This window comes from Streptomyces sp. NPDC059534, assembly GCF_042743475.1.
Classification (GTDB): Bacteria; Actinomycetota; Actinomycetes; order Streptomycetales; family Streptomycetaceae; genus Streptomyces.
Map to the genome: position 1 here is coordinate 41438 of NZ_JBHWAQ010000011.1, position 23488 is coordinate 64925.

Here is a 23488-nt window from a genome sequence, read left to right on the forward strand (position 1 = left end):
CGGCGGGGCCGGACCCTCGGCTCAGGCGTCGAGGACCTGGCCCTCACGCTTCACCACGGGCGGCTCGACCGACCAGGGGAAGTTGATCCACTCGTCGGTCTTCTTCCACACGTACTCGCACTTCACCAGGGAGTGCGACTTCTCGTAGATGACGGCCGAACGGACCTCGGCGACATGGTCGACGCAGAAGTCGTGGACGAGCTTGAGCGTCTTGCCGGTGTCGGCGACGTCGTCGGTGATCAGGACCTTCTTGTCGGAGAAGTCGATCGCGCTGGGCACGGGCGCCAGCATGACCGGCATCTCCAGGGTCGTCCCGACGCCGGTGTAGAACTCCACGTTCACCAGGTGGATGTTCTTGCAGTCGAGGGCGTAGGCCAGACCGCCGGCGACGAAGACGCCGCCGCGGGCGATGGAGAGCACGATGTCGGGCTCGTAGCCGTCGTCGGCGATGGTCTGCGCCAGCTGGCGTACGGCGTTCCCGAATCCCTCGTAGGTCAGGTTCTCGCGTACCTCACTCATGCCTGCGACCGCCTCACACCTGAGTCCGATGGAAGTTCATGAACGAACGGGAGGCCGTCGGCCCCCGCTGCCCCTGGTACCGCGAGCCGTAGCGCTCGCTCCCGTACGGGAACTCGGCGGGCGTGCTGAGCCGGAACATGCACAGCTGCCCGATCTTCATCCCCGGCCAGAGCTTGATCGGCAGGGTGGCCAGGTTCGACAGCTCCAGGGTCACGTGCCCCGAGAAACCGGGGTCGATGAACCCGGCCGTCGAGTGCGTGACGAGACCGAGCCGCCCCAGCGAGCTCTTCCCCTCCAGACGCGACGCGATGTCGTCCGGGAGGCTGATGACCTCGTAGGTCGAGGCGAGCACGAACTCGCCCGGGTGCAGGATGAACGCCTCGTCGCCCTCCGGCTCGACCTCGCGCGTCAGGTCGAGCTGCTCGACGGCGGGGTCGATGTGGGGGTAACGGTGGTTCTCGAACACCCGGAAGAAGCGGTCAAGCCTCACGTCGATGCTCGAGGGCTGCACCATGGATTCGTCGTACGGGTCGATGCGCACGCGTCCGGCATCGATCTCGGCCCGGATGTCCTTGTCTGAGAGAAGCACGCCCCCACGATACGCAGAGGGCGCGGACCTGCCCCAATCGGCAGGCGTCCACGCCCCCGCACCCCGGCTCAGCGCCGCCCGGTCTCCACCGGCACCGCATGCCGCAACCGCGCGCACCGCGGACACCGGATCAGCCGTCCGGGCCCGATCCGCGCGGCCCCCAGCTGCTGAAGCGGGAACGACGCGGTACTGAACACATGCCCCTCGGCACAGCGGACGACGGTGCTCTCCATGGAACCCATCAAGTCCCTTCCCCTACACATGCGGTGGACGAGACAGCCACATTAGGGGATCAACAGGACACCCTCCAGGCGACGCTCCGACACGCAGACGCGCAAGCTTCGCCTCCCCCGACCCATGGGGTAGAGTGTGCGACGATGCGGCTTTGATCAACCAGGCCGCTCCGCGGATGTAGTTTAATGGTAGAACATGAGCTTCCCAAGCTTATAGCGCGGGTTCGATTCCCGTCATCCGCTCTTGAACGAAGCCCCAGGTCAGCGACCTGGGGCTTCGTCGTTGTCCAGACCTGTCGGGCCCCGCGTGCCCTTCGCGTGCCATAACCGACCTCATGCGGCGTCAGGTTGCCGCACGGCCTCGTGCATGGCGGACAGCGTCTCGTGATCAGACGGCTTCTCCGGTTCCGGTGGAGAGTGCCACGTGGCGCCATTGGTCAAGTTCGCGCCGCACCAGATCCAGCTTCGCCTCGACGCGCTCGATTGCGTCCGCGCCCAGCTGCAGGCGCAGCGGCGGCTCGGCGACCTCGTTGATGTCGACGATGGCTTTCGCCGCCTTCACCGGATCGCCTGGCTGACGGCCATCGTGTCCGGCCAGTGCCTCGCGCACCGGCCCCGCGCCGGCGGCGTAGTCAGCGATGGAGGCCGGTTCGACCTGCATGCTCAGCTTGCTGAGGAAGTCGGTGCGAAACCCGCCCGGCTCCACGATCGTGACGCGGACACCGAGCGGGGCCAGCTCGCCGTGCAGCGCCTCGGAGATGCCCTCGAGGGCGAACTTCGACGCGCCGTACAAACCCACCGCCGGCGCGGTGGCGAAGCCGCCCACGGAGCCGATGTTCAGAACGTGTCCGGAGCGCTGGGCGCGCAGCGTCGGCAGGGTCGCCCGCAGCGTGTTGAGTGCGCCGAAGACGTTGACGTCGAACAGTGCCCGGACGGCCTTGTCGGAGGTCTCCTCTATCGCGCCCACGAGGCCGTAACCGGCGTTGTTGGCCACGATGTCGAGCCCGCCGAATTTCGCCAGGGCCCGATGGGCCGACACCTCGACGCTAGAACCTAGAGTCGGGGCTAGATCAACAGCCGCGTGGGGGAGGGCGCTCATGGACCTGCGCATCGGCGAGATGGCACGACGCAGTGGGCTGAGCGTGCACGCGCTGCGGTTCTACGAGCGGGAGGGCCTGTTCGCCAACCCCGTGCGCCGCCTGTCCAACGGCCGCCGGATCTATCACGAAGAAGACCTGGAGTGGCTGGCCATCTGTACGAAGCTGCGCTCCTCCGGCATGCCCCTGGCGATGATCCGGCAGTACGTCGAGCTGGCCCGTCAGGGCCAGGCCGACACTCACCAGGAGTGCCATCCGCCGGACAGCGCATGATCGCCATCCGGCTGGGCACCGCCCGGAACCCACCCTCACGCCCTCACCCGCTGCCGCGCGCTCCCCTTCCGTGCCCTTCAGACCGGTAAACAGCGGCCCCCCCCGGGCACGGACGGAGCCTGGAGACAGATGGGGCGGCCTTCGACGGCACCCGTGTGGCGTGTTCTGTCTCCGAGGCGCATCCTGGTGGCGAGATTGCCGGTAACGGGTCTGGCTCCCGTGCCTGCCGGGCTGCGGCGCAGGCGTTGCACGGCCCCTCCGTCGCCCTGCGGAAGGGAGCGGGATGACCGTCGGATCGCCCGGGGACGCGGATCGCTCGGAGAGCTTCGGAGAAGAGCTGCTGGGCGGGCTGCTGGACCGGGCCCACGAGCTGCCGCCGCATCTGGTCGGGTCGATCCTGGCCGAAACGGTGGCACGGCTGGGGGGACGGGATCCGCAGATCCTGCTCCAGGACTACGGGCAGCAGAGACTGGTCGCCCTGCCGGGCGAAGGGCTGGCGGGCGGCGCGCCGCAGTCCATCGACGGCTCCGAGGCCGGCCGGTGTTTCCTCACCTCGCGGCCGGTCGAACTCGTGCTGGCCGACGGCGTACGGGTCCTGCTGCCGTTGCTGGACGGCGGCGACCAGGCGGGTGTCCTGGCCGTCACGCTGGACGCCGTCGATGACGACGACCGCCGTCTGCTGCGCAGGATCGCCGGGCTGATCGCCGACATGATGCAGACCAAGAACGGCCATACCGACCTCTTCTTCCGCACCCGTCGCAGCGAACCGATGAGCGTCGCCGCCGAGATCCAGTGGTCGCTGCTGCCACCGCTGACGATGGCGACGCCGCGCGTCGCCGTCGCCGGCGTTCTGGAACCCGCTTACGACGTGGCGGGCGACAGCTTCGACTACGCCCTGAACGGGGACACCTTCCACCTCGCCGTGATCGACGCCATGGGCCACGGCCTGGACGCGGCCACGATGGCCACGGTGGCCATCGGCGCGTACCGGCACGCCCGGCGGATCAGCATCGAACTGTCGGAGATCTACCTCTTCATGGACCGGGCCGTGGCCGAGCAGTTCGCACCCGACCACTTCGTGACCGCGCAGATGATGCGGCTGGACACGAACACCGGCCGCCTCCAGTGGGTCAACGCCGGGCACCCCGCCCCCATGCTGATCCGCGACCACCGCGTCGTAGGCCGCCTGGACAGCCCCACGACCCTGCCCGTCGGCTTCGGAGGAGCACAGCCGCAGGTCAGCGGGGTGACGCTCGAACCGGGGGATCGCGTCCTCTGCTTCACCGACGGGCTGATCGAGGAACACGAGAGCGGACAGGAGGAGTTCGGCGAGGACCAGCTGATCGACTGGGTGAACCAGCTGGAGCGGGCGGACCGAGAGGTCCGCGCGGTGGTACGGGACCTCTCCCACACCCTCAAGCGGGCACGGGGCAACGCCACTTCGGACGACGCCACGCTGGTCCTGGTCGAGTGGCGCGGATGAGGACGGTGTCGTCACCGACGGGGTATCTCGTCCGGCGTGGTCACACGGCACTACGCGTGCCGGCGGTCGTATCCGCGGCCATCGGCCGGACGGCGTGCTCCGCGGGAAATCGCCTGGTCAGAACGGCTCGTCCGACTGGTGGGCGGAGTACGCTGAAAGTACCGGGAGTAAGTCGAGCACCCGCTCCCACGCGGACGTCGTTTCCGGCGATCATGACACTGGGCCGCCCTGCAGGGCGGCCCGGAGACGGGTCCGCGATCATGACCACCACCCTCGCGCCCTTGCTTTCGGCGCGCCTCTCGCTGACACCGAAGACCACCCTCGCCGGCCTCTTGGACGGCGCCTGGTGGCCTCGTTCGCGTGACCTCGCCGCCGAACTTCCGCCCCTGGTCGACGCGCTGGAGGAGCACTACGGACGCATCACACGCGTCACGGTGAACCCCACCCGCTGGCCCGTCGTCCCGCACAAGGTCGGCGTCACCGGGCACACCGTGCACGTCGGCTGGTTCACCGAACAGGATCCCGACAAGATGATCCTGCTCTCCTACACCATCGGCCGCTGCGACCTCCTGGTGATCCCGCCCGAGACCGAACCCGCCGCGGCCGCCCGGCTCATGACCGCCGCCGCCCTCCCCGGCAGCGTCTTGGCCGCCGGTGCCCTGATGTCCGACGAGACCGCGACCGGCCGCCGTATGCGAGACGCCCGAAGCGGCGAGGACGCCTGGGAGACCGACGGCGGAGCCGCCCCGACGCCCCTGCGACACCCACTCATCGGCGCGCGGATGATCCCCATGCCGAGGCACCTGCGGAGGTGACCCCATGGAAACCCTGATCACGCTCGCCGCGATCGCCCTGCTGATCGCGCTCGGCACACGCCTGATCCACCGGCTCAACGCCCAGCACGACGCACGCATCGCCGCCCACCACTTCGACGCCCCCTTCCCGGCCATTCGCCGGCCGCCCGGCCACAGCCACCCCACGCCGACGGAGCAGGACACCCCGACAGGGCAAGCCTCCCGCCGCAGGCTCACGGGCACCTGGCCCTGATCGCCTCAGACCATTCCTCCGGCCGAAGGCCGCGGGTGGGGCACCCGACACCCGGGACAACCCACCCGCCGGCTTCTCGCTCGCCCTCCGAAGGGACCACGCACCTTGTACCCCATCGACACCGCGACCCTGCCCTCGGCCGGACACGCCGAGATCCGTATCGTCGCCGCCACCCCCGAAGCCGCCCGCGCGGTCGCCCAAGTGATCCGATGCTCCTTCGCCGGGGCGGAACAGCGCAGCTATCCCGTGCCCGAGGGCGGCACACGGCTCCACCTCACCGTCGACACCGGATCCGGCGCGGAACCCGCCCTCTCCTGGCTCGCCACCAGCAGACCGTCCTCTCTCACCGGCGCCCACGTCGACGAGGTGTGAGGAGCGCCGGCCGTTCCTCACCCGCATGAAAGGACTCGGTCATGGCGACACTCCGCGAGCGACAGGTCTACCGCGAACGGGTCCTGGCCGCCCTCTACGAAGCCAGCGAAGGCAACCGTCTCCTCGGCATCCCGGGACGGAAGCTGCGGAACGACCTGCGCATCCCGGAGGACGACCTGGCCGCCGCCTGCACCTACCTCGCCGGCGAGGGCCTGATCACCGTCGACTGGGAACCGGGCAACACCCCCGCGATGGTCTCCCTGACCCACCAGGGAATCCGCCGCATGGAAGCCGAAGAGGAAGAACGCGGCTGAGCCGGACTGCCCACGGGCCCGCTCCCCTCTCGTCCTGTCCGGCCCGCGGTCGTAGAATTGAAGTGGATCGAGCACGCTCACGTGTGGCGATCCGGAAGGGCGGCCTCGGCGGAGTGAATGCGCTGGGGCCGTTGTGACGACCGCCGCCACGAGGCCCGCGCACCCGACGTCATGTCGCCGCCCGGTGCTGGTGACCCACCTCGCGCGCGAGGTCCAGTCCGAGGACGCGGTCGAGAAACGCGAACGTCTCGAACTTGGCACCGGCCGGTACGTCGGCGCGCGTCGCCACGGTGACCAGCGCCTCCAGGACGGCGGGGACGCCGAGATCATCCGCCAGCACGTCATGGGCGTGCCGCAGCACATCGGCGGGGATCGGCCGGGACGGCTCCTGTGCCCAGTCGGCCACCAGCTGCCGCCAGTCCCCCAGCGTCCGCCGGGCCTCTTCGAGCGCGGTACTGGTGACGACGACCGGCGTGCGGTAGGCGTGGCCGAGCATCAGCATCCTCACGGCCAGCGGATCGACCCCCTCCGGGGCGACGACCTCCAGGAGCCCTGGGGACGGGAGGTGGGCACGGTCCGGAACGCCCCTCTCCCCCGATGCCGGGCCGGCCTGGCCCACGTCGATACGGACCCCGCCGACCGCGTCCTGTGCCGCGGTCCTGTACGCGTGGACGTGTACGTCGGCGGCAGCACAGAGCGTTCCGTTCGGATGGTGGACACCGACGGTGGCGGGCGGGTGGATGCCAAGGTCGGACATGGCGCGATCAAGCGCCCGGGCCTGCTCAGGCGGCAGGTCCGGCGTGGTGAGGAACGTGCGGGACTGCAGGCCGTGCAGCTCCGCTGTGCGCGCCAGTACGTCACCGACCAGGAGCGCCCGCAGGTCCGCCAGGCCGATCCCGACGTCGCCGGCCGGCAGGTGGACGCAGATGCTCAGCAGATGTCGGCGTACGGAGGGAATCTCCACGAGGTGGCCGGTACGGGTGTCGACGATACGCAGCATGATGCGGAGGCTAGTCGCGGAAACCGCCGGCACCGGGGAGGACCTGACCGGGCGCCCGACATTGGCAAGGCATCGGGCAGAAACGTGCCCCATCCGTGCCCTCAGCAGCGGATAACAGCGGTCAACATGGGCGCGTCAGAACCCTCACCACAAGTCACCTGACAGTCGATATGCGCAGGTCAGAGGGCACATCAACACCTTAGGCAGTGGTGATTCCCAAGCTTATAGCGCGGGTTCGATTCCCGTCATCCGCTCCACGACAAAGCCCCAGGTCAGCGACCTGGGGCTTGTTTGTTGTCCGGACCTCTCAGGCCCGCGTGCCATTCGCGTGCCATAAGTGCCGTAACAGGACGTCAGATTGGGCGCGGAATCGTCACGCACTGCCACCGCCTGTCACCATCACCCGGCAGGACAGGGGCCACGTCACCGGCATGGGGGCTAAGGGCGGTGCTGGGGGCGGTCCTGAGGGCTCAACCCGTCCTCCCGCACCCGCAGGGCCAGGTCGATCTTCGTGTACGTCGGGCGACCGGCCCGCTGGTACTTCTCCTTGACCCGGTCCAGGTAGTACTTGGCGGTGTTCGGACTGACGCCCGCCCGCCGCGCGGTGGCCTTCAGCGTGAGCCCGGAGGCGTAGTCGAGCAGGACCTGGAGCTCGCGCGGCGCCAGCGGCGGCCGGGCCGGGCCGGTGTCGTGCGCCCAGGCGAAGGCCAGCTCGACGGAGTGCGCCGTACCGCCCCCGGCCACCGTCTCCACGGCGCCCACGAGCGTCTCCAGGGAGTGGTCCTTGGTGAGGTAGCCGTCCGCCCCGGCCGCCACTGTCCCGACGATACGGGCCCGGTCCGCGACCGTACTGATCACCAGCACCCGGCTGCCCGCCGCACACAGCCGCCGGACGTTTTCCTCGGGGACGGATCCGTCGCGCAGCACCAGGTCGAGCAGCACCACGTCGGCGGGCCGGCCTCCCACCGCAAGCAGCTCGTCCACCGTCTCCACCGCGGCCAGCAACCGTAGCCGCTCCACCCCGGCCAGCCAGGAGCGCAGGCCCTCGCGCAGCATCCGGTCGTCGTCCACCACGGCCACGGTGATCACGCGGGCCACCGCAGCTGCACGCTGGTGCCCTCGCCGGGGGCGCTGTCGACCTCGGACTGTCCGCCTATCTCGGCCAGCCGGGCGTGGATGGAGCGCCGCAGCCCGGACCCGGACCCGACCGGCGTGCCGCCCCCCGGGGCGCACGGATCGAAGCCGGCGCCCCGGTCCACCACCGTGACGGACACGCCCTCGCCCACCCCGACGGCCGTCAGGAATGCCTGTCCGGTCGCGGCGTGGCACCGTACGTTGTTCAGGGCCTCGGACACGGCGGCCGCGAGGGCGGTGGCCACGGGGCGGGGCACCGTGGGCAGTTCGTGGTACTGGGCGGTGATCTTCAGGCCCAGGCACTCGGCCGAGTGCACCGCCTCCTCCAGCGCGATCGCGACGGCCACCTCGGCGGCCTCCGCACCGGCGGCCTCCGGGTCGTCCTCGCGCTGGATCAGCCGCCGCAGGTACGCGGCCTCGCGGGCGCACCGCTCGCGCACCAGGGGCGCGTTGGCGTCCACCCGGCCGGCGGCGATGGTGGTCAGCGTGGCCAGCACGGTGTCGTGAAGGGCCCGGTGGTGCGCGATCCGCTCCGCCTGCCGGGCCCGCGCGGCCTCGGCGGTCAGCGCCCGCTCCTTGGCCTCGTCCAGCTGGGTGCCCTGGCGGCGCAGGTACCACCAGAAGACCCTGGCCATCACGGCCGAGGAGACCACCGAGTTGAGGTGCCCGACGAGCGCGGACCCCGAAGTCGCCTCCGGCCCGATCGCCCACAGGTACGCGACCAGCGTGGTGCCGAGCAGGAGCAGTACGGCCCCCACGGCCGGTCGCGGCGCCAGAGCGACGCCCGCCGCCGCGCTCACCGACCCGCCCAGCAGGAACAGCCATCCGTACACGGCCACTTCGGCGCCCCCGGGCACCCAGCCGCCGCCCGACCGCGCACCGGTCGCCAGGCACATCAGCAGCGGCACCGAGCACCCGGTCACCAGCACGTCGGCCCACACCCAGCGCCGGTCGAACCAGCCCCGTGCGTACGCGTTCCCGTACAACCACGCACTGGACGCGAGGATTCCGCCGAACACCGCCCAGGGGAGGACCTCGCCCGGCGCCTTCCGCAACACGGCCGCGAACCCCGCCGTCAAGTGGCTGGCCCGGTACAGGCCGGTCGCGAGCATCATGAACCGCTGGGCTCGCTGCAGTCCCGAGCCCACCCTCACCACAGCCTCCGCAGTGAACACACCCCCCTGAAAGGGTGGGTACCGGAGGCTCAGTGGATCTCGGTAGCTTCTCCGGCGTCAAGCTCGTCCCCGGTCAGTTGTTTCCAGTCAGGAGAGAACGTGGCGCAAAAGTTCCGCCGGTTCGGCAGCGGGGTCATATCCGCTCTCACGGCGTTGTTCGTCATGCTGCTGCCTGCGTCCGCGCAGGCCGCCGAGAACCCGACGATCCGCTACAGCACCACCCCGTACAACGCGCCCATCTACGAGATCCGGGCCGGGTACAGCTGGAAGTGCCTCGACATCCGGGGCGAGTCCACCAGCGCCGGTGCCATCATCCAGACGTACGACTGCAAGGGCGCGCTGCACCAGCGCTTCACCTTCCACAGCCTGGGCAACGGCAACTTCGCGATCGGCACCTGGGGCGGCGCGCGCTGCCTCGGCGCGCAGGGCGGATCGGTCTACCAGGGCGTCTCCCTGATCCAGGCGGACGGCTGGGGCTGCGCCACCTTCACGTGGGTCTTCCAGGGCGGTGAGCAGGGCGACCACTGGGAGATGCAGGAGGTGGGCACCGGCCTGTGCCTGAACGACACCGGCCGCCGCTCGCCCGTGGTCTTCGGGGCCTGCGGCACCACCGGCGTGCCCTGGCCCACCATCTGGGTGCCGCGCTTCGACAGGTACTACAACTACGCCCAGATCGGCTAGCAGCTCCGCGCGAAGCTCGCGTCGGTCGGTGCCGCGTCCAGGCGCAGGCCGGCGTCGATCTTCGTCGTTGTCCGGGACCGTGGCTCAGGCCGGCAGTGCGTCCAGGGCGGCGAGGTCCTCCGGGGCGAGGAGCAGGTCGGCTGCCGCGATGTTGTCCTCCACGTGGGCGACCGAGGAGGTGCCGGGGATCGGGAGGACTACCGGTGACCTGGCCATCGTCCAGGCGAGTTTGACCTGCGCCGTGGTCACTCCGTGCCGGGTGGCGATCCGGGTGAGCGGCTCGGACGGTTCGGGGCGGCCCAGGGTTTCCAGGGAGAAGAAGGGGACGAAGGCGATGCCCTGCTCCGTGCAGGCGTCGAGGACGTCCGGGTTCCGGCGGTGGAGGAGGCCGTACATGTTCTGCACGGCTGCCACGGGGGCGATCCGCTGCGCCCTGGCGAGCCGGCCGGTGGTGGTGTTGCTGAGGCCGAGGTGCCTGATCAGGCCCTCCTCGCGCAGGGCTGCGAGCGCGCCGAACCGTTCGGCCACGGTGTCGTCGTCGTCCTCGTGGAGGCGCAGGTAGACGAGGTCGAGGCGGTCCCGGCCGAGTTCCCGCAGCGTGCGATGGACGCCGGCGACGAGTTCCCGGGGACCGGCCGGGGCTCCCCAGCTGCCGTCGGGGTGCCGGACCGGGCCGACCTTGGCCGCCAGGACCAGATCCGGCGCGTAGGGGTGCAGGACGCGGCGGATCAGGCCGTTGGCCGAGAGCCCGCCGTGAAAGTAGAACCAGGCGGTGTCGATGTGGTTCACACCCAGCTCGACGGCCCGCCTCAGCACGGCCGCCGACGTCTCCGGATCGTTCGCGGGACCGGCGATCTCGCGGGCCGGAAGCCGCATGGCACTGAAGCCCATGCGGGCGACGGGAAGGTCTCCGCCGAGAAGGAAGGCGGAGGGCGGGTTCTCACGGGTCGTGGTCATGCCTCCAGATCCTCGGGAAGCCTCGTGTCGAAGGCGAACGCGTGGCAGTTTGGTGCCATGACGGCGCAAGGCATCGTGACGCTGCGGGGCGAGGCCGAGCTGGCGCGGCGTGCGGGTGCCCTGTTCGAGGGAGTGCGGGAGGAGTTCCTCTGTGCCGCCGGGGAACCCGAAACATGGTCGGCAGCCGCCCCGCGTGCACGTCGCGCGCTTCCGCCCGGTCTCGTCGTGCGCAAGTTGTACGGGCCTGGCGTCTTCCAGGCTCCCGGTGGCCGGGAGCTGCTCAAGCGGCTCGGCGAGGCAGGCGCGGAGATCCGGATCTCGCCCGCACCCCCGGCCCACGAGGCGATCGTCGTCGACCGGCGCCTCGTGGTCCTGGCGGCCCCGCAGTCCGCCGCAGGGGAACCCCGTACGTACAGCGTCGTCCGGGAGCCGGGTGTGGTGGCAGGGGTGCGGGCCCTGTTCGAGACGGCCTGGGAGACCTCGGCGGACCTCGCCACGTACCGTCGCTTGCCGTTTCCCCGTCTCGGTGACGCCGAGCGGGCCGTCTTGCGGGCCCTGGCGGCCGGCCATACCGACGAGACCGCGTCCCGCCGCCTGGGAGTGTCCCTGCGCACCTACCGCCGACGGGTCGCCGCCCTCATGACCGCCCTGGACGCGCGGTCCCGCTTCCAGGCCGGCCTGCGAGCCCGCGAGATCCTCGGCCGACGCTCGGACGCCTGACGGCGAAGGCCCAGGTCATCGACCTGGGCCTTCTTCGTTGTCCGACACATGGGCGCGGCCGCCCCGCGGCGGTGGCGTGTCAGCTCTGTGCGGCGTCCTCGTCCGGCTGGGCCTGGGTTGCGGCGGTCTTCTCGCGCATCTTGCGGAGGAGCTCCGCCTTCTGGTCGGCGGCGCCCTGGCGGTCGAGGTTGCGGTGCGGGCCGTTGTTCTGGCGTTCGGCGCGGGACTGCCGCTTGCGCTGGCCGCCGCCCTGGCCCACGGGGTTGTTGATGTTCTTGCTGACGGTCATGGGTTCTCCCGGTATCGAGGTGAGGTGATCTACGGATTCATCGGTGGGGGACGGGCGCGGCGACGTCGAAGGACGTCAGCGGGGGCCCATCACGCTCTCACTCGTGAATCGGCGTCTGGAAGAACATGACAAGGACGTTACCCGGTTCCGTCGGCCCCGCACACCAAGATCTCCCGAGGGCCGTGGGGGCCCTCGGGAGGGTGCGGGCCGTCTGCCGGACGCCGGGAGGGGGGCCTACGGCTTGATGTTCTGGTTCAGGTGGAAGAGGTTGCCCGGGTCGTAGGTCCGCTTGACCTCGACGAGGCGGTCGTAGTTGGTCTTGTAGTTGGCCTTGATGCGGCTCTGGTCGTCGTCGGCCATGAAGTTGATGTATCCGCCTTCCTCCGAGTGCGGGGCGGTCGCTTCGTAGTAGTCGCGCACCCAGGCGATGTTGGCCTCGTTGGCCGTCGGGTCGGGCCACATGCCGGCGATGACGGTGGCGAACGAGGCGTCCCGGTAGGCGTAGGCCGTCGCGTCCGGTGCGACACGGTGGCAGGCGCCGTTGACGGGGTAGATGTGGACGGTCGAGTTCACGGCCGGCAGCCGCGGCCCGTACCGTACGTGGGCCTCGATCGCGGCGTCGGTGAGCTCGGTCACGAAGTTGGCCTTCCAGTAATGCTGGAGGCCGGGCGGGACCAGCGCGTCGAAGGCGCTGTTGAGCGCGGGGTACGGCATGGGTCCGACGTGCTCGGCGACCACCGGCGCGAAGTCGTGGAACGCCTGGAGGGCGCGCGGCCCCTCGTCCAGTGGCCCGGCCCAGCAGGCCACGATCAGGATGAAGGGGTCGCCGTGCCGGTCCTCGGGGATGAACGGGAGCGGCGGGGCCAGCTGGAAGGCCGGGAAGCCGCCGAGTTCCTCCGGCGCGTCGGCGATGTAGTCGGCGAAGGAGCGCAGGACGGTGGCGGCGTCTTCCACTTCGTAGAGGATCGGTCCGCCGTAGATGTCCTTGACGGGGCCGAGCCGGTACTCGAAGGAGGTCACGGCGCCGAAGTTGCCGCCGCCGCCGCGGAGGGCCCAGAAGAGGTCGTCGTGCTCCTCCTCGCTCGCGACGAGCAGCCGGCCGTCGGCGGTCACCACGTCGGCGGATACGAGGTTGTCGCAGCTCAGGCCGAGTCCGCGGGCGAGGTAGCCGATGCCGCCACCGAGGGTGAGCCCGCCGACACCCGTGGTCGAGATGATCCCGCCGGTCGTCGCGAGGCCGAAGGCGTGCGTCGCCGCGTTGAAGTCGCCCCAGGTGGCGCCGCCTTCGGCGCGTGCCGTCCGCCGCCCGGGGTCGACGCGCACGCCGCGCATCCCGGACAGGTCGGCGACGACGCCGCCGTCGCAGGTGCCGAAGCCGGGCACGCTGTGCCCGCCGCCGCGCACCGCCAGGTCGATGTCGTTCTCCCGTGCGAAGGCGACCGCGGCCATGACGTCGCCCGCGTTGACGCAGTGCACGACGGCGGCCGGCCGTTTGTCGATCATGGCGTTGTGGACCGTGCGCGACTGGTCGTAGCCGTAGTCGTCCGGGGTGGTGACCGCCCCGCGGACACTTTCGCGCAACTGCTCGATCGACATCTTGCCCATAGCGATCGCTCCTCGTGCCGGTACGCCGCCGGCCCTGCCACGCGGACGCGATCCCGGCGGGGGCGGGCGTCTGCACTCTCCGTGGGATCTCGCACGCCACCACGCGCCCTGTCGCAGAACTCCGCTCTCCTTACGCTACGCCGGTGGCGCGATGCCTCAACTCGAGACGCGGGCCCACGCGCGGGGCCCCGGGTCGGCGACCCGGGGTTCCGTCGGGGAGGAGAGCGAGGGCGAGGGCGAGGGCCCGCCGGGTCAGGCGGCCCTGGCCCGCTGGGTGACGACGATGCAGGCGAGGACGATCGCGGCGGTGAGGGGAACCGTCGGGCCGACCTGTTCGCCGAGGAGGAGGACCGCCCACACCAGGGTCAGCAGCGGCTGGGCGAGCTGCAGTTGGCTGGCCCGCGCCACGCCGATGAGGCCCATGCCCTTGTACCAGACGACGAATCCGCCGAACTGGGAGATGCCCGCGATGTACGCCATGCCGAGGAGGGCCTTCGCCGTGAGGTGGACCGGCTCGTGCGGGAGCGCCCAGGCGGCGACGGCGAGGTTGACGGGCGCGGCCAGCACCACGCCCCAGGCGATGACCCGCCAGCCCGGCATGCGCGCGGAGAGCCGCCCGCCGTGGGCGTAGCCGGCGGCGCAGACCAGCAGGGCGCCGAAGAGGTAGAGGTCGGCGAGGGTCGGCCGGCCGTGGTTCCGGGTGAGCGTGAACGCGATGACGGTCGCGGCGCCGGTACCGGCCGCCGCCCAGAACACCTTCGAGGGGCGCCTGCGGGTGAGGACCGCGGAGAAGACGGCCGTGGCCATGGGCAGCGCGCCGATGACGATCGCGGAGTGCGCCGTGGACGAGGTCTGCAGGGCGAGCGTGGTGAGCAGGGGGAAGCCGATCGCGCAGCCTCCCGCGACGATGGCGAGGGCGGGCCAGTCCGCCCGCGCCGGCAGCGGCGCGCGCGTCACGAGCAGGGCCACCAGCGCGATGGCGGCGGCCAGCACCCCGCGCACGCCGGTGGCGCTCCACGGCCCGAATCCGTCCAGTGCCCACACCGTGCCGGGGAAGCTGAAGGAGAAGCTCAGCACTCCCAGGGCGGCGAAGAGGGTTCCGCTGGACATCGCCGGGCCCCGGGGTGCGGCCGGGGGGCTCTGGGTGGTGCCCTGGGGGGTCCGTACGCCGGTCCGGGTGGTCTGCGCGGTGGCCCGGGGGCTCTGCGTGGCGGTCACGCCATCACGTCCTGTCGCTTGTGGGGGGTCGAGGCCGGCTCCGCCAGCCGTGCGGCGATGGCGCGCACGAACCGGGCGGCGGAGGAGGCCGAGAAGGGCATGCTCAACGACGGCTCGCAGAGCTCGAGTTCCAGCACCACGGGCGCCCCGTCGGCGCCGCGGACGAGGTCGACGCGGCCGTAGAGCAGCGGTCCGCGCAGCTCCAGGAGTTCCGCCGCCGCGGCCAGCGCGGCCGAGGCCACGGACCGCTCGTCCTCGGCGGCCTCCCGGGCCGTGCGGGCGTCGAGCGTCGGGACGTCGACGGTGCCGTCCGCCCCGAGCAGGGCGCGCTTGCGGATGGCGTGGCTGTAGACGCCGTCGAAGTAGACGAGGTTGGTCTCGCCGTCGTGGTCCACCGAGTCCAGGTAGGGCTGGAGGATGACGTGGTGCCCCTGTCCGAGCAGCTCGGTGATCCAGTGGGCGGCCTCGGTCTCCTGGGCGCGGGGGAAGCGCTGGACGTGCCGGGAGTACGCGCCGACGGTCGGCTTCACCACGATCTCGGCCGTCCGGGGGTGGACGGCGAGGAACGCCCGCAGGGCCGGCAGGGGATCCGCGCCGGGCGCGAGGAAGGCGCTGGGCACGACGGGCACGCCGGAGGCGGCCAGGTCGGCGAGGTAGTGCTTGTCGAGGTTCCACCGGACCACCCGGAGCGGGTTCAGCAGGCGGGTGACCTCGGAGACGCCCGTACACCAGGAGAGGAACCGGGGGAGGTTCTCCACATAGCTCCACGGGGAGCGCAGGAGGACGGCGTCGAAGCGGCTCCAGTCGACGTCCGGGTCGTCCCAGGAGCATATTTCGGCCCCGATCCCGGCCTTGTGGCACGCGTCCAGGAGCAGCGGCATGTCGTAGTCGATCGGGAGGCTGCTCCGGTCGGTGACCAGAGCCAGTGTGGTGCCCAACATTTCACTCCGTGTTCGAAGGGTGGAAGACGTCTGCGTGCGGGTCCCCGGAGGGAGTCACCAGGGCACGGCCACTCCCCGGTGCGTGTACGTGCCCGTCGGCCCGTCGTCGCCGAGCAGGGCCATCAGCACGCTCGATCCCGCGCCGTCCGACACGTCGAGATCGCCCGCGCCGTCGTTCAGGCCGGTCCGGGTGTAGCCGGGATGCACGGCGTTCACCTTGATCGGGGTGCCGCGGAGTTCGTAGGCGAGGTGGACGGTCCAGGAGTTGACCGCGCTCTTGGCGGCGCTGTAGGCCGGAAGGGACTTGAACATGGGGGTGGAGGCGTACGAGTCCGGGTCGCTGTGCGTCGTCAGCGAGCCGAGGAGGCTGGAGACGTTGACGATCCGCGCCGCGGGGGATCTGCGGAGCAGCGGCAGGAAGGCCCTGGTCACCTCGACGACGCCGAAGAGGTTGGTGTCGAAGGTCTCGCGCCAGCGGGCCGCCGGTTGCTCCGACGGTGCCCGGCCGTACTCCTCGACGCGGATGCCGGCGTTGTTGACGAGCACGTCGAGCCGGCCGTGCACGCGGTCGACCTCGTCGGCGGCGGCCCGGACGCTCGCCGGGTCGGTCACGTCGAGGACGAGGGGGTCGGCCTCCAGGCCGTCGCGGCGCAGCTCCCGCGCCGCGGTCGTGACCGCCTCGCGGTCGCGGCCCGCGAGCAGGACCCGGACGCCGGCCTCGGCGAGCAGCCGTGCCGTCTCCCGGCCGATGCCGCGGTTGGCACCGGTGACGAGGGCCAGTCTGGGCGCGTTGTCGGACACGTGGTCCTCCGTTCCGTGGTGAGAGGGGAAAAGGGGGCTCCGGCTAGAGCGCGGTGAGGAACTTCGCCACGGGCACGCCGAACCGGTCGGTGTCCGTCAGGAAGGCGTCGTGGCCCTGCTGCGAGTCCAGTGCCAGGAACTCGACGTCCATGCCGCCTGCGGCGAGGCCGTCGGCGATCTGGCGCTGTTGCCGGAGGGGGAAGAGGAGGTCGGTCTCCACCCCGATCACGAGGGCCCGCTCCAGGCGCATGCGGCCGAGCGCGTCCTCGACGGTGCCGCCGCAGGAGTCGCCCAGGTCGAACTGGTCCATGCAGCGGCTCAGGTAGAGGTAGCTGTTGGGGTCGAACCGGCGCGAGAAGCGGTGGGCGTGGCATTCCAGGTAGCCCTCGACCTCGAAGGCCGGGCCGAAGGGGTCCTTGTCCTGGCGGCGTTCGGGCGCGATGCGTGCCCGGCCGAACCGGGTGTCCCATTCCTGGGGCGAGCGGTAGGTCATCATGCCGAGCTTGCGTGCGGTGAGCATGCCGCGCTGCGGATAGCGTTCCGCGTCGTACCGTCCCCGGTTCCACTGCGGATCGAACCGGATCGCCTCGCGTTGCAGCGAGCGGACCGCGATGGAGAACGGCAGCGACCGCGCCGCGCCGCAGATGTTCATGTGGCTGCGGGCCAGTCCGGGGTGCCGGGCCAGCAGGGACAGCGCGCTCATCCCGCCCATCGACGTACCGATGACGCACGCCAGCCGCTCGATGCCCAGGGCGCGTACGGTGTGGGCGGCCGCGTCGGCGATGTCCTCCATCGCCAGTTCGGGGAAGTCGGGGCCGTACGGGGTGTCCGAGCCGGGGGCGACCGAGGCGGGTCCGGTCGAACCCTTGCAGCTGCCCAGCGCGTTGACGCAGATCACGTACCAGCGGTCGGTGTCGACGGGCTTCCCGGGTCCCACCATCGCCTCCCACCAGCCCGGGGCGGTGTCCGCCGGGTGGGAGGCGGCGTGGGCGTCGGGCGAGAGGCCGGTGAGGATCAGGATCGCGTTGTCGCGTTCCTCGCTGAGCCGTCCGACGGTCTCGTACGCGATGCGCGCGCCGCTCAGCGTGCCGCCGCGGTGCAGGGGGAAGGCGGCGGGGAGGTCGACGAAGCGGGCCGCCGGGGGGATGAACTCCCTCATGTGCCGACCCCCGCCGCGCGGGCGGCCGACGCGGCCTGAAGCCCGGCGTCCGGGCCGTCGGGGCGGGCGTCCAGGCCGTCGTGGCGGGCCTCCAGGCCGTCGTGGCGGGCCTCCAGGCCGGCGTCCAGTGCGGCCAGCCATTCGGTGTCCGAGCCCTCGTTGACCCCTTCGAAGAGGAAGGTCGACAGATAGCGCTCGCCGGTGTCCGGCAGCATGGCGAGCAGCACCGAGCCCTGCGGTGCGCTCTCGGCGACGCGCAGCGCGGTCGCCAGCGTGGCCCCGGCGGAGATGCCCGTGAAGATGCCCTCCTCCGTGGCGAGGCGGCGCGCGGTGTCGCGCCCCACCACCTCGTCGACGGTGACCAGTTCGTCGATGACGTCCTCGTCGAGCACGCCGGGGACGAAGTTCGGGGACCAGCCCTGGATGCGGTGGACGTTCCAGTCCTGGCCGGCGAGCACGGCCGCGTTGTCCGGCTCGGCGGCGACGACCCGCACCTCGGGCCGGGCGAGCTTGAGCATCTGCCCGACGCCGGTGAGGGTTCCGCTGGTGCCGAATCCGGTGACGAAGTAGTCGAGCCGCCTGCCCGCGAAGTCGCCGAGGATCTCCGCCGCGGTGGTCTCGCGGTGGTAGGCGGGGTTGGCCGGGTTGTCGAACTGGTTGGCGCGGAACCAGCCGTGCCGTGCGGCCAGTTCGTCCGCGATGCGGTTGCCGCCGAGGCTGCCCAGGGCGCTCGGGAAGAGGATCACCTTCCCGCCGTAGGCCCGGATCAGTTTGCGTCGCTCCGCCGAGTAGGTGTCGCCCATGACCGCCACGAACTTGTAGCCGCGGGCGGCGGCGACCATCGCCAGGGCGATCCCGACGTTCCCCGAGGTGCACTCGACGATCGTGTCGCCGGGCTTCAACAGCCCTTTCCGCTCGGCGTCCTTGACGACGGAGAGCGCGAGGCGGTCCTTCACCGAACCGCCGGGGTTGAAGGACTCGACCTTGACGTAGACCGTGGCGTGCGGGGGGCTCATCCGGTGCAGCCGGACGATCGGGGTGCGGCCGACCGTGTCGAGGATGCTGTCGTACAGAGGCATGGCAGGGGGTCTCCTGGTCCGTTCTCGTGACGTCTCGTCGGTTCCGGTCAGTTCTCGAAGACGGGGGCGACCACGTCGAGAATCACGGCGAGGGCCTCCTCGCAGAGGCCGGGGTCCAGCGGGGCGTTGAACTCGGCCAGCTCGACGCCGCGGAGCCGGGCCGGCGGGACGGCGGCGAGGATCGCGCGGATCTGTTCCGGCAGCAGGCCGTCGGGGACCGTGTAGTCGGCGGGTACGTGGCCGGGTTCGAGGACGTCCCAGTCGATGTGCACCCACACCGGGGAGTCGCCGACCGCGGCCAGGACGTTCTCGGCCGTCGCCTCGGCGGGCGGGATGATCCGGACCCCGGCCTTGGCCAGCAGTGCGGCCTCGGCGTCGTCGATGTCGCGTGCTCCGACCAGGATCGCCCGCGCCGGGTCGAGACCGGCTCCGTGGCCGCTGTCCCAGAGTCCGCACGCGGCGGCGAGCACCATGCCGCCCAGGTACCCGGTGCCCGTCGTCTCCGGGGTGTTGAAGTCGCCGTGCGCGTCGATGTAGAGGACGACGGCGTCCGGGTGTTCGCGGGCCGCGACCGGCAGCGTGGCCAGGCTCGCCCCGCAGGTGTTGGAGACCAGGACGGTACGGGCTCCGCGCCGTACGCTCTCGGTGACCGCCCGGCCGAGACCTGCCAGGGTCGCCCGGGCCTGCGGGAGGCTGACGCTCCAGTCGTCGTCGGCGGCCGGCGCGGGCTCGCCGACGAAGCGGCCGGCCAGTCCGTGACGCTGCTCCAGAGCCCGCGCGATGCGGGCGGCTCCCTCGATCAGGCGGGGTTCCCGGTCGGCCACCCGGCCCTGGGAGACGATGAGGTCGATCATCGGTCGGAATTTCCTGTTCTTTTCGAAGGAATTCAAGAATTCGAGAATTCGAAGGGGCAGACGCCCGTGCGTTCGGCGTTCTCCTCGATGAGCCCGTACTGGAACCATTCGAGTGCGCCGACGCCGTAGGAGCCCAGTTGCGGGGAGTGCGGGATTCCGTCGTAGCGGTGGATCCGGTCGCGGATGTTCGCCCGCACTTTCCGCCCGCTCGGCGTCTCTCCCGCGAATACGTCGAACCGCTCCCGGGGATTGATGACGAGGGCGAAGTACGCGCCGAGGTTCCGGCTGAGCCGGACCTCGTGCGCGGGGCTGCTCATGTTGCAGAAGAGCGGCATCCCGTCGAAGCACATGGACCAGGAGGCGGAGCCGGGGTCCCGCCCGACGTCCTGCGGCCAGGGCGCGGGATCGCGGTGGTGCAGTTCCTGCAGGACCTGCCAGCCGAACGCCTGGTACTCCGCCACGGAGCTCCCGGTCACGGCGTCCGGCGAGAACAGCACGACCAGCGGGTACGCGGTGTCCAGCCTGCCGTCCCACCCCTTGGAGAGCTCGACGTACTCCGTGAGCGCCGCCGCCAGGTGGCCGAACCCGCCGTCCTCGCCGCCCTCGCGGTCCTCCACGAAGACGAACCTCAGGAGTCCCTTCCGGAAGGCGTTCCGCGAGAAGACGCACGGGAAGTCCGGGTCGGAGAGGCGCGAGGCGACCTCGCCGAATGCGGCCCGATGCCACACCTCGGCCGCATCGTCCATATCCGATTGAGAAATCAGTTTCGTGGCCTGTAGCAGCCTGTCCACTTCGGAATCCGTTCCTACGGGGGCCGGCGGAATTGAAGGGATGCCCTTCGTGAGAAGACTCTGCCAAGCCGGTGAAGTGGTGTCGAGGCTTTACGGGTTCAGCTAGGTGACAGTGGCCCAGGGCTGCCAATTCCCCGTCCGGTGGCCGGTTGGCGCCATATCCGGGAAAGCCGAAGAGAATGCCGGAGGGCCGCCTCGCGCGAAGTGCGGCAGAGGCGGCCCGAGCCGGCGGGGTGCGGGCAGAGGCGGCCCGAGCCGACCGGGGTGCCGGCAGAGGCGGCCCGCACCACCGGGGTGCGGCGGCGGCCCGCTCAGAGCCAGCCGAGCTCCGCCGCGCGCATGCCGGCCTGGAAGCGGCTCCGGGCTCCCAGGCGGTCCATCAGCTTGGCGGTGACGCGGCGGGTGGTCCGCAGGGAGACGCCGAGGCGCACCGCCACCGCCTCGTCCGTGAGGCCCTGGGCGAGCAGCCTGAGGACCTCGCGCTCCTGCCGGCCGAGGTCGTCGCCGGCGCCGGGCAGCGCCTCGATCAGCGGGGTGCCGGTGATCCAGAGGTGGTCGAAGAGGGCGCACAGGGCGGCGACGGTCCCCGGGCCGCGCATCAGCACGGCGCCTTCCGCGCTGCACTCCGGGTTGACCGGCACCAGCGCCATCTCGCGGTCCGCGATGATCATGCGCAGCGGCAGCGCGGCCACCGTCCGGGTCTGTCCGCCCCGGGCGTTCAGCCACTTCGCGTACGCCACGCTCGGCGCGTGGTGCCGCACGCTGTCCACGTACAGGGTCCGGATCCGTACGCCCCGTTCGAGGAGCGCCGCGTCCAGGGGCTTGGACGCCTCCAGGTTGTCCTCGGTCTGGGCGCCGCCGGGACAGAAGGCGAGCAGCTCGTCGCCGACCTTCGCGGTGACCTCGGCCAGCCGGGCGCGGACCGCCTCCAGGTCGCCGAGGTGCTCCAGGTCGGGATGCGTGCGCGGCACGTGCAGATGGGCGAACTTCGCGATCAGGGCCGTCGCGGCCGCGCGGTTCCGCTCGATCCGGTGCTGGTGCTCCAGCAACTCGGCCTGCTGGCTGGAGAGCAGCGCCTCCAGCCCGTACTCGGGGTCGACGACCAGGGTCGGGTCGCCGCCGTCGGCCGGGGCCCGGAGCAGCGAGAGCGCGGCGAGCCGGTCCATCGCCGCCCGGACCTCGCCGGGATCGGCGCCGGTGCGTGCGGCGACCGCGTCGACCGTGATGTCGGGCTCCCCGAGCATCAGTTGATAGGTGTGCTCGGCGAGCCTGTCCAGGCCGAGTCCCAGCTCTTCCACCACGGCCTCCCCGTTAGGCACCGATGCCGATCATGCTGGAACGGGCAAGCCGGGGGGATCTGCCGTGGCGTCGAAAGTTCTTCAGCCGACGCTCCGTTGTGGCTATTCCGCGCCATGGCGGAGGTCAACTCACTCAGGTGTCATCGGACTTGATCAGCTTCTCGTAGTAGGCGTCGACCAGGCCGGACCACACGGCCGACACCTGCCAGGGGGGTCGCGCCAGCGCCACGCAGACGGCGCCCGCCCGGGCCTCGGCCTCGCCGACCGTCGCCGCGCGCACGAACAGGGTCACGGCCGCGGTGCCGGACCGCCAGCCGCCGTGCTCGGTCGCGTGCTCCACCGCCGCGGCGGCGAACGCCTCGGCGCGCTCCGGGACCGGCGGCAGCGGCGGACCGGAGGGCTGGTCGGGGTAGGCGCGGAACAGTGCGTGGATCAGATGCACCGCGGTCACACTCCTGGGGCGCCCGGGGACGCCGGGCGGGACGAAGGGGGAAGCGGGCCGCCCGCCGGAAGTCCGCCGGGGCCCGCCCGTCCCACCCTGCCCGCCCGCCCGCCGGCCTGTCGACGGTCCGCCGCTTCAGCTAGGTGACAGTGGCCACTGCCTGCCAGGAGCGGCCCCGTTGGCAGGCTCGGGCCCCGACACCAGCCTGCCAGCCGGAACGCTGGCCCCGTCGGCCGTGGCCTCGCAACGATGGAGCCATCCGGTCGCCGCGATCCCGGCGGCCTCTCCCCGACTCCCGTCTGGAGCTCCCCATGAGGCGCATCGCCCTGCTCACCTGCACCGCCGTCGCCGCCGTCGCCGCCGCCTGCGCCGCCCCCCAGATCACCGACTCCCACCGGCACACCACGGTCACCGCCGGCGACACCGCCCCCGTGACGGGCCCCGTGACGGCGACGGCGACGGGCTCCGTGACGGACTCCGCCGGCTGGCAGTAGACCTCAGCCGCGTACCACGATCACGATCCACGTCACGGACGCCACGAGGACCGCACCGGACACCGCCATGACGACGACGAGACCGCGGGTGCCCTTGGGGAGCCGCTCCGGGAGGCTGACCTCCTGGGGACGCTTCGGGTCGTAGATCACGTCGAGGCGACCGCCGACCTGCACGGGCGGGAAGACGTAGGGGCCGACGGTGTACTGGCGGGCCGGGCCGTCCTGCGGGGTGTACTCCAGCAGCAGCATGGAACCCGCGGCGACCTGGCCGATGGCGACGCAGCGCGCGGAGGTGCGCACGCCCCGCTTCAGCAGCGGGCCGGCGTGGGCGTACACGCCCAGCGATATCCCCAGTCCCAGCAGTCCGATCAGTGCCATCAAGATGACCAGCACGTTCACCGTCATCGCCCCCCGTCCGATGGAAAGCCCAGATCATCGCGCAGGCACGGACGGGGCACAAGGGTCGGCCGCCGCCGGACGGCGACGGCGCGGGTCGGCCGCGGTTCGGGTGCGTACCGCGTGCGGGTCAGTGGTCGATGTAGCTGACGTCGCCGACGGTCCAGGCGCTCACGTCCGCGATCGCGACCCGGTACATGCCGCCGGTCTCCGGGATGCCGACGGTGCCCTGGAGAATCCGGGCGAGGTGGAAGTGGAGATGGGTGGGCGGCTCGTCCCTGCCCGCGATGGGGGCGAAGACCCCGGAGAACTCGCCCAGGCGGGCCGAATCCGTCAGGACCTCCGACACCCGCTGTCTCCACAGGGCTTCCGGGGCCAGCCGACCGGTGAGGACCGCACCCCCCGTGACCACGGTGAGGGACATCTGATTGCTCCGCCCGGACTCCACCGTGGCGGCGATGTCAACGAGCAGCTCGTCAGGCTTCGACATGGAAGCCGATTCTAGGGGGAGCGGTCGCCCCGTGCGC

At 71.4% G+C, this 23488-nt stretch carries 29 protein-coding genes and 1 tRNA gene; 10 read left to right on the forward strand and 20 right to left on the reverse strand.

Annotation, left to right across the window (positions count from 1 at the left end; genetic code table 11):
• Window positions 1–21 precede the first annotated feature (21 nt).
• Window positions 22–519 (reverse strand): phosphoribosyltransferase, encoded by a 498-nt coding sequence (locus ACFVZH_RS15670; RefSeq protein WP_366302755.1) that lies wholly within the window; start codon window positions 517–519, stop codon window positions 22–24.
• A gap of 13 nt (window positions 520–532) precedes the next feature.
• Window positions 533–1108 (reverse strand): dCTP deaminase, encoded by a 576-nt coding sequence (dcd, locus tag ACFVZH_RS15675; protein ID WP_125747087.1) that lies wholly within the window; start codon window positions 1106–1108, stop codon window positions 533–535.
• Between the two features lie 405 nt (window positions 1109–1513).
• Between dcd and ACFVZH_RS15680 the strand changes: the two genes are divergently transcribed.
• Window positions 1514–1584: transfer RNA gene (locus ACFVZH_RS15680), tRNA-Gly, on the forward strand.
• Between the two features lie 145 nt (window positions 1585–1729).
• Here the strand turns inward: ACFVZH_RS15680 and ACFVZH_RS15685 are convergent.
• Complete coding sequence (locus ACFVZH_RS15685) at window positions 1730–2380, reverse strand: SDR family NAD(P)-dependent oxidoreductase (protein WP_384897472.1); 651 nt, start codon at window positions 2378–2380, stop codon at window positions 1730–1732.
• A gap of 58 nt (window positions 2381–2438) precedes the next feature.
• Here ACFVZH_RS15685 and ACFVZH_RS15690 point away from each other — a divergent pair, with 58 nt between their 5' ends.
• From ACFVZH_RS15690 to ACFVZH_RS15715, 6 genes are all read left to right on the forward strand, one after another.
• Window positions 2439–2711 (forward strand): MerR family transcriptional regulator, encoded by a 273-nt coding sequence (locus tag ACFVZH_RS15690; RefSeq protein WP_384897474.1) that lies wholly within the window; start codon window positions 2439–2441, stop codon window positions 2709–2711.
• Window positions 2712–2994: 283 nt separating this feature from the next.
• A complete protein-coding gene (locus ACFVZH_RS15695) occupies window positions 2995–4194 on the forward strand; it encodes a PP2C family protein-serine/threonine phosphatase (RefSeq protein WP_384897476.1) in 1200 nt (399 codons plus the stop codon).
• Between the two features lie 260 nt (window positions 4195–4454).
• The gene (locus ACFVZH_RS15700; RefSeq protein ID WP_384897478.1) at window positions 4455–5009 is read left to right on the forward strand and encodes a DUF5994 family protein; all 555 of its coding nucleotides are present in this window, start codon (window positions 4455–4457) and stop codon (window positions 5007–5009) included.
• 4 nt (window positions 5010–5013) lie between these two features.
• The gene (locus ACFVZH_RS15705; protein ID WP_384897480.1) at window positions 5014–5241 is read left to right on the forward strand and encodes a hypothetical protein; all 228 of its coding nucleotides are present in this window, start codon (window positions 5014–5016) and stop codon (window positions 5239–5241) included.
• Window positions 5242–5346: 105 nt separating this feature from the next.
• Complete coding sequence (locus ACFVZH_RS15710; RefSeq protein ID WP_384897482.1) at window positions 5347–5613, forward strand: hypothetical protein; 267 nt, start codon at window positions 5347–5349, stop codon at window positions 5611–5613.
• 41 nt (window positions 5614–5654) lie between these two features.
• Window positions 5655–5927 carry a hypothetical protein gene (locus ACFVZH_RS15715; protein ID WP_384897484.1) on the forward strand — a complete coding sequence of 91 codons (273 nt, stop codon included), beginning with the start codon at window positions 5655–5657 and terminating at the stop codon, window positions 5925–5927.
• A 169-nt stretch (window positions 5928–6096) separates the two neighbouring features.
• On the opposite strand, the gene ACFVZH_RS15720 is transcribed toward ACFVZH_RS15715, so the two are convergent.
• From ACFVZH_RS15720 to ACFVZH_RS15730, 3 genes are all read right to left on the reverse strand, one after another.
• A complete protein-coding gene (locus ACFVZH_RS15720; RefSeq protein ID WP_384897486.1) occupies window positions 6097–6927 on the reverse strand; it encodes a hypothetical protein in 831 nt (276 codons plus the stop codon).
• A 438-nt stretch (window positions 6928–7365) separates the two neighbouring features.
• Window positions 7366–8016, reverse strand: a complete 651-nt coding sequence (locus ACFVZH_RS15725; protein ID WP_384897488.1) for a response regulator — start codon at window positions 8014–8016, stop codon at window positions 7366–7368.
• The gene (locus tag ACFVZH_RS15730; protein ID WP_384897490.1) at window positions 8013–9215 is read right to left on the reverse strand and encodes a sensor histidine kinase; all 1203 of its coding nucleotides are present in this window, start codon (window positions 9213–9215) and stop codon (window positions 8013–8015) included. Before ACFVZH_RS15730 ends, ACFVZH_RS15725 begins: the two co-directional genes overlap by 4 nt.
• Window positions 9216–9335: 120 nt before the next feature.
• Here ACFVZH_RS15730 and ACFVZH_RS15735 point away from each other — a divergent pair, with 120 nt between their 5' ends.
• Window positions 9336–9917, forward strand: a complete 582-nt coding sequence (locus ACFVZH_RS15735) for an RICIN domain-containing protein (RefSeq protein ID WP_384897492.1) — start codon at window positions 9336–9338, stop codon at window positions 9915–9917.
• An 84-nt stretch (window positions 9918–10001) separates the two neighbouring features.
• Here the strand turns inward: ACFVZH_RS15735 and ACFVZH_RS15740 are convergent, their stop codons facing one another.
• Window positions 10002–10874: an aldo/keto reductase gene (locus ACFVZH_RS15740; protein ID WP_384897494.1), complete on the reverse strand. Its 873-nt coding sequence runs from the start codon at window positions 10872–10874 to the stop codon at window positions 10002–10004.
• 57 nt (window positions 10875–10931) lie between these two features.
• Between ACFVZH_RS15740 and ACFVZH_RS15745 the strand changes: the two genes are divergently transcribed.
• A complete protein-coding gene (locus ACFVZH_RS15745) occupies window positions 10932–11594 on the forward strand; it encodes a DNA-binding response regulator (protein WP_384897496.1) in 663 nt (220 codons plus the stop codon).
• A 79-nt stretch (window positions 11595–11673) separates the two neighbouring features.
• Here ACFVZH_RS15745 and ACFVZH_RS15750 read toward each other — a convergent pair whose 3' ends face one another.
• The 11 genes from ACFVZH_RS15750 to ACFVZH_RS15800 form a co-directional block, all read right to left on the reverse strand.
• Window positions 11674–11883: a DUF6243 family protein gene (locus ACFVZH_RS15750; RefSeq protein ID WP_384897498.1), complete on the reverse strand. Its 210-nt coding sequence runs from the start codon at window positions 11881–11883 to the stop codon at window positions 11674–11676.
• 234 nt (window positions 11884–12117) lie between these two features.
• Complete coding sequence (locus tag ACFVZH_RS15755; protein ID WP_384897500.1) at window positions 12118–13488, reverse strand: FAD-binding oxidoreductase; 1371 nt, start codon at window positions 13486–13488, stop codon at window positions 12118–12120.
• Between the two features lie 252 nt (window positions 13489–13740).
• Window positions 13741–14565, reverse strand: a complete 825-nt coding sequence (locus ACFVZH_RS15760) for a DMT family transporter (RefSeq protein WP_384897751.1) — start codon at window positions 14563–14565, stop codon at window positions 13741–13743.
• Window positions 14566–14702: 137 nt separating this feature from the next.
• On the reverse strand, window positions 14703–15647 hold the full coding sequence (locus ACFVZH_RS15765; RefSeq protein WP_384897502.1) for a RimK family alpha-L-glutamate ligase: 945 nt from the start codon (window positions 15645–15647) through the stop codon (window positions 14703–14705).
• Between the two features lie 54 nt (window positions 15648–15701).
• Window positions 15702–16448: an SDR family oxidoreductase gene (locus ACFVZH_RS15770; protein WP_384897504.1), complete on the reverse strand. Its 747-nt coding sequence runs from the start codon at window positions 16446–16448 to the stop codon at window positions 15702–15704.
• Between the two features lie 43 nt (window positions 16449–16491).
• Window positions 16492–17607, reverse strand: coding sequence for a homoserine O-acetyltransferase (locus ACFVZH_RS15775; protein ID WP_384897506.1), 1116 nt, complete (start codon window positions 17605–17607; stop codon window positions 16492–16494).
• Window positions 17604–18686, reverse strand: a complete 1083-nt coding sequence (gene cysK / locus ACFVZH_RS15780) for a cysteine synthase A (protein WP_384897508.1) — start codon at window positions 18684–18686, stop codon at window positions 17604–17606. The genes ACFVZH_RS15775 and cysK overlap by 4 nt, the downstream gene beginning before the upstream one ends.
• A gap of 47 nt (window positions 18687–18733) precedes the next feature.
• Window positions 18734–19540, reverse strand: a complete 807-nt coding sequence (locus tag ACFVZH_RS15785) for an arginase family protein (RefSeq protein WP_384897510.1) — start codon at window positions 19538–19540, stop codon at window positions 18734–18736.
• 32 nt (window positions 19541–19572) lie between these two features.
• Window positions 19573–20286, reverse strand: coding sequence for a YqcI/YcgG family protein (locus tag ACFVZH_RS15790; protein WP_384897512.1), 714 nt, complete (start codon window positions 20284–20286; stop codon window positions 19573–19575).
• A 356-nt stretch (window positions 20287–20642) separates the two neighbouring features.
• Window positions 20643–21629 (reverse strand): LuxR C-terminal-related transcriptional regulator, encoded by a 987-nt coding sequence (locus ACFVZH_RS15795; protein WP_384897514.1) that lies wholly within the window; start codon window positions 21627–21629, stop codon window positions 20643–20645.
• A 133-nt stretch (window positions 21630–21762) separates the two neighbouring features.
• Window positions 21763–22071, reverse strand: coding sequence for a hypothetical protein (locus tag ACFVZH_RS15800; RefSeq protein ID WP_384897516.1), 309 nt, complete (start codon window positions 22069–22071; stop codon window positions 21763–21765).
• Between the two features lie 311 nt (window positions 22072–22382).
• On the opposite strand from ACFVZH_RS15800, the gene ACFVZH_RS15805 reads away from it, so the two are divergent.
• Window positions 22383–22565, forward strand: a complete 183-nt coding sequence (locus tag ACFVZH_RS15805; protein ID WP_384897518.1) for a hypothetical protein — start codon at window positions 22383–22385, stop codon at window positions 22563–22565.
• A gap of 3 nt (window positions 22566–22568) precedes the next feature.
• Here ACFVZH_RS15805 and ACFVZH_RS15810 read toward each other — a convergent pair whose 3' ends face one another.
• Together ACFVZH_RS15810 and ACFVZH_RS15815 are read right to left on the reverse strand one after the other, a co-directional pair.
• On the reverse strand, window positions 22569–22970 hold the full coding sequence (locus ACFVZH_RS15810) for a DUF3592 domain-containing protein (RefSeq protein ID WP_384897520.1): 402 nt from the start codon (window positions 22968–22970) through the stop codon (window positions 22569–22571).
• A 121-nt stretch (window positions 22971–23091) separates the two neighbouring features.
• Entirely contained in the window at window positions 23092–23451 is a 360-nt protein-coding gene (locus ACFVZH_RS15815) for a hypothetical protein (RefSeq protein WP_384897522.1), read from the reverse strand.
• Window positions 23452–23488 lie beyond the last annotated feature (37 nt).

Bases quoted from the DNA above. Each gene is read 5' to 3' on its own strand.
- ACFVZH_RS15790 (WP_384897512.1), bottom strand. From the start codon at position 20,286: ATGGACGATGCGGCCGAGGTGTGGCATCGGGCCGCATTCGGCGAGGTC.
- ACFVZH_RS15670 (WP_366302755.1), bottom strand. From the start codon at position 519: ATGAGTGAGGTACGCGAGAACCTGACCTACGAGGGATTCGGGAACGCC.
- ACFVZH_RS15810 (WP_384897520.1), bottom strand. From the start codon at position 22,970: ATGACGGTGAACGTGCTGGTCATCTTGATGGCACTGATCGGACTGCTG.
- ACFVZH_RS15750 (WP_384897498.1), bottom strand. From the start codon at position 11,883: ATGACCGTCAGCAAGAACATCAACAACCCCGTGGGCCAGGGCGGCGGC.
- ACFVZH_RS15765 (WP_384897502.1), bottom strand. From the start codon at position 15,647: ATGTTGGGCACCACACTGGCTCTGGTCACCGACCGGAGCAGCCTCCCG.
- cysK (WP_384897508.1), bottom strand. From the start codon at position 18,686: ATGCCTCTGTACGACAGCATCCTCGACACGGTCGGCCGCACCCCGATC.
- ACFVZH_RS15705 (WP_384897480.1), top strand. From the start codon at position 5,014: ATGGAAACCCTGATCACGCTCGCCGCGATCGCCCTGCTGATCGCGCTC.
- ACFVZH_RS15755 (WP_384897500.1), bottom strand. From the start codon at position 13,488: ATGGGCAAGATGTCGATCGAGCAGTTGCGCGAAAGTGTCCGCGGGGCG.
- ACFVZH_RS15815 (WP_384897522.1), bottom strand. From the start codon at position 23,451: ATGTCGAAGCCTGACGAGCTGCTCGTTGACATCGCCGCCACGGTGGAG.
- ACFVZH_RS15715 (WP_384897484.1), top strand. From the start codon at position 5,655: ATGGCGACACTCCGCGAGCGACAGGTCTACCGCGAACGGGTCCTGGCC.
- ACFVZH_RS15775 (WP_384897506.1), bottom strand. From the start codon at position 17,607: ATGAGGGAGTTCATCCCCCCGGCGGCCCGCTTCGTCGACCTCCCCGCC.
- ACFVZH_RS15720 (WP_384897486.1), bottom strand. From the start codon at position 6,927: ATGCTGCGTATCGTCGACACCCGTACCGGCCACCTCGTGGAGATTCCC.
- ACFVZH_RS15690 (WP_384897474.1), top strand. From the start codon at position 2,439: ATGGACCTGCGCATCGGCGAGATGGCACGACGCAGTGGGCTGAGCGTG.
- ACFVZH_RS15805 (WP_384897518.1), top strand. From the start codon at position 22,383: ATGAGGCGCATCGCCCTGCTCACCTGCACCGCCGTCGCCGCCGTCGCC.
- ACFVZH_RS15785 (WP_384897510.1), bottom strand. From the start codon at position 19,540: ATGATCGACCTCATCGTCTCCCAGGGCCGGGTGGCCGACCGGGAACCC.
- ACFVZH_RS15740 (WP_384897494.1), bottom strand. From the start codon at position 10,874: ATGACCACGACCCGTGAGAACCCGCCCTCCGCCTTCCTTCTCGGCGGA.
- ACFVZH_RS15700 (WP_384897478.1), top strand. From the start codon at position 4,455: ATGACCACCACCCTCGCGCCCTTGCTTTCGGCGCGCCTCTCGCTGACA.
- ACFVZH_RS15695 (WP_384897476.1), top strand. From the start codon at position 2,995: ATGACCGTCGGATCGCCCGGGGACGCGGATCGCTCGGAGAGCTTCGGA.
- ACFVZH_RS15745 (WP_384897496.1), top strand. From the start codon at position 10,932: ATGACGGCGCAAGGCATCGTGACGCTGCGGGGCGAGGCCGAGCTGGCG.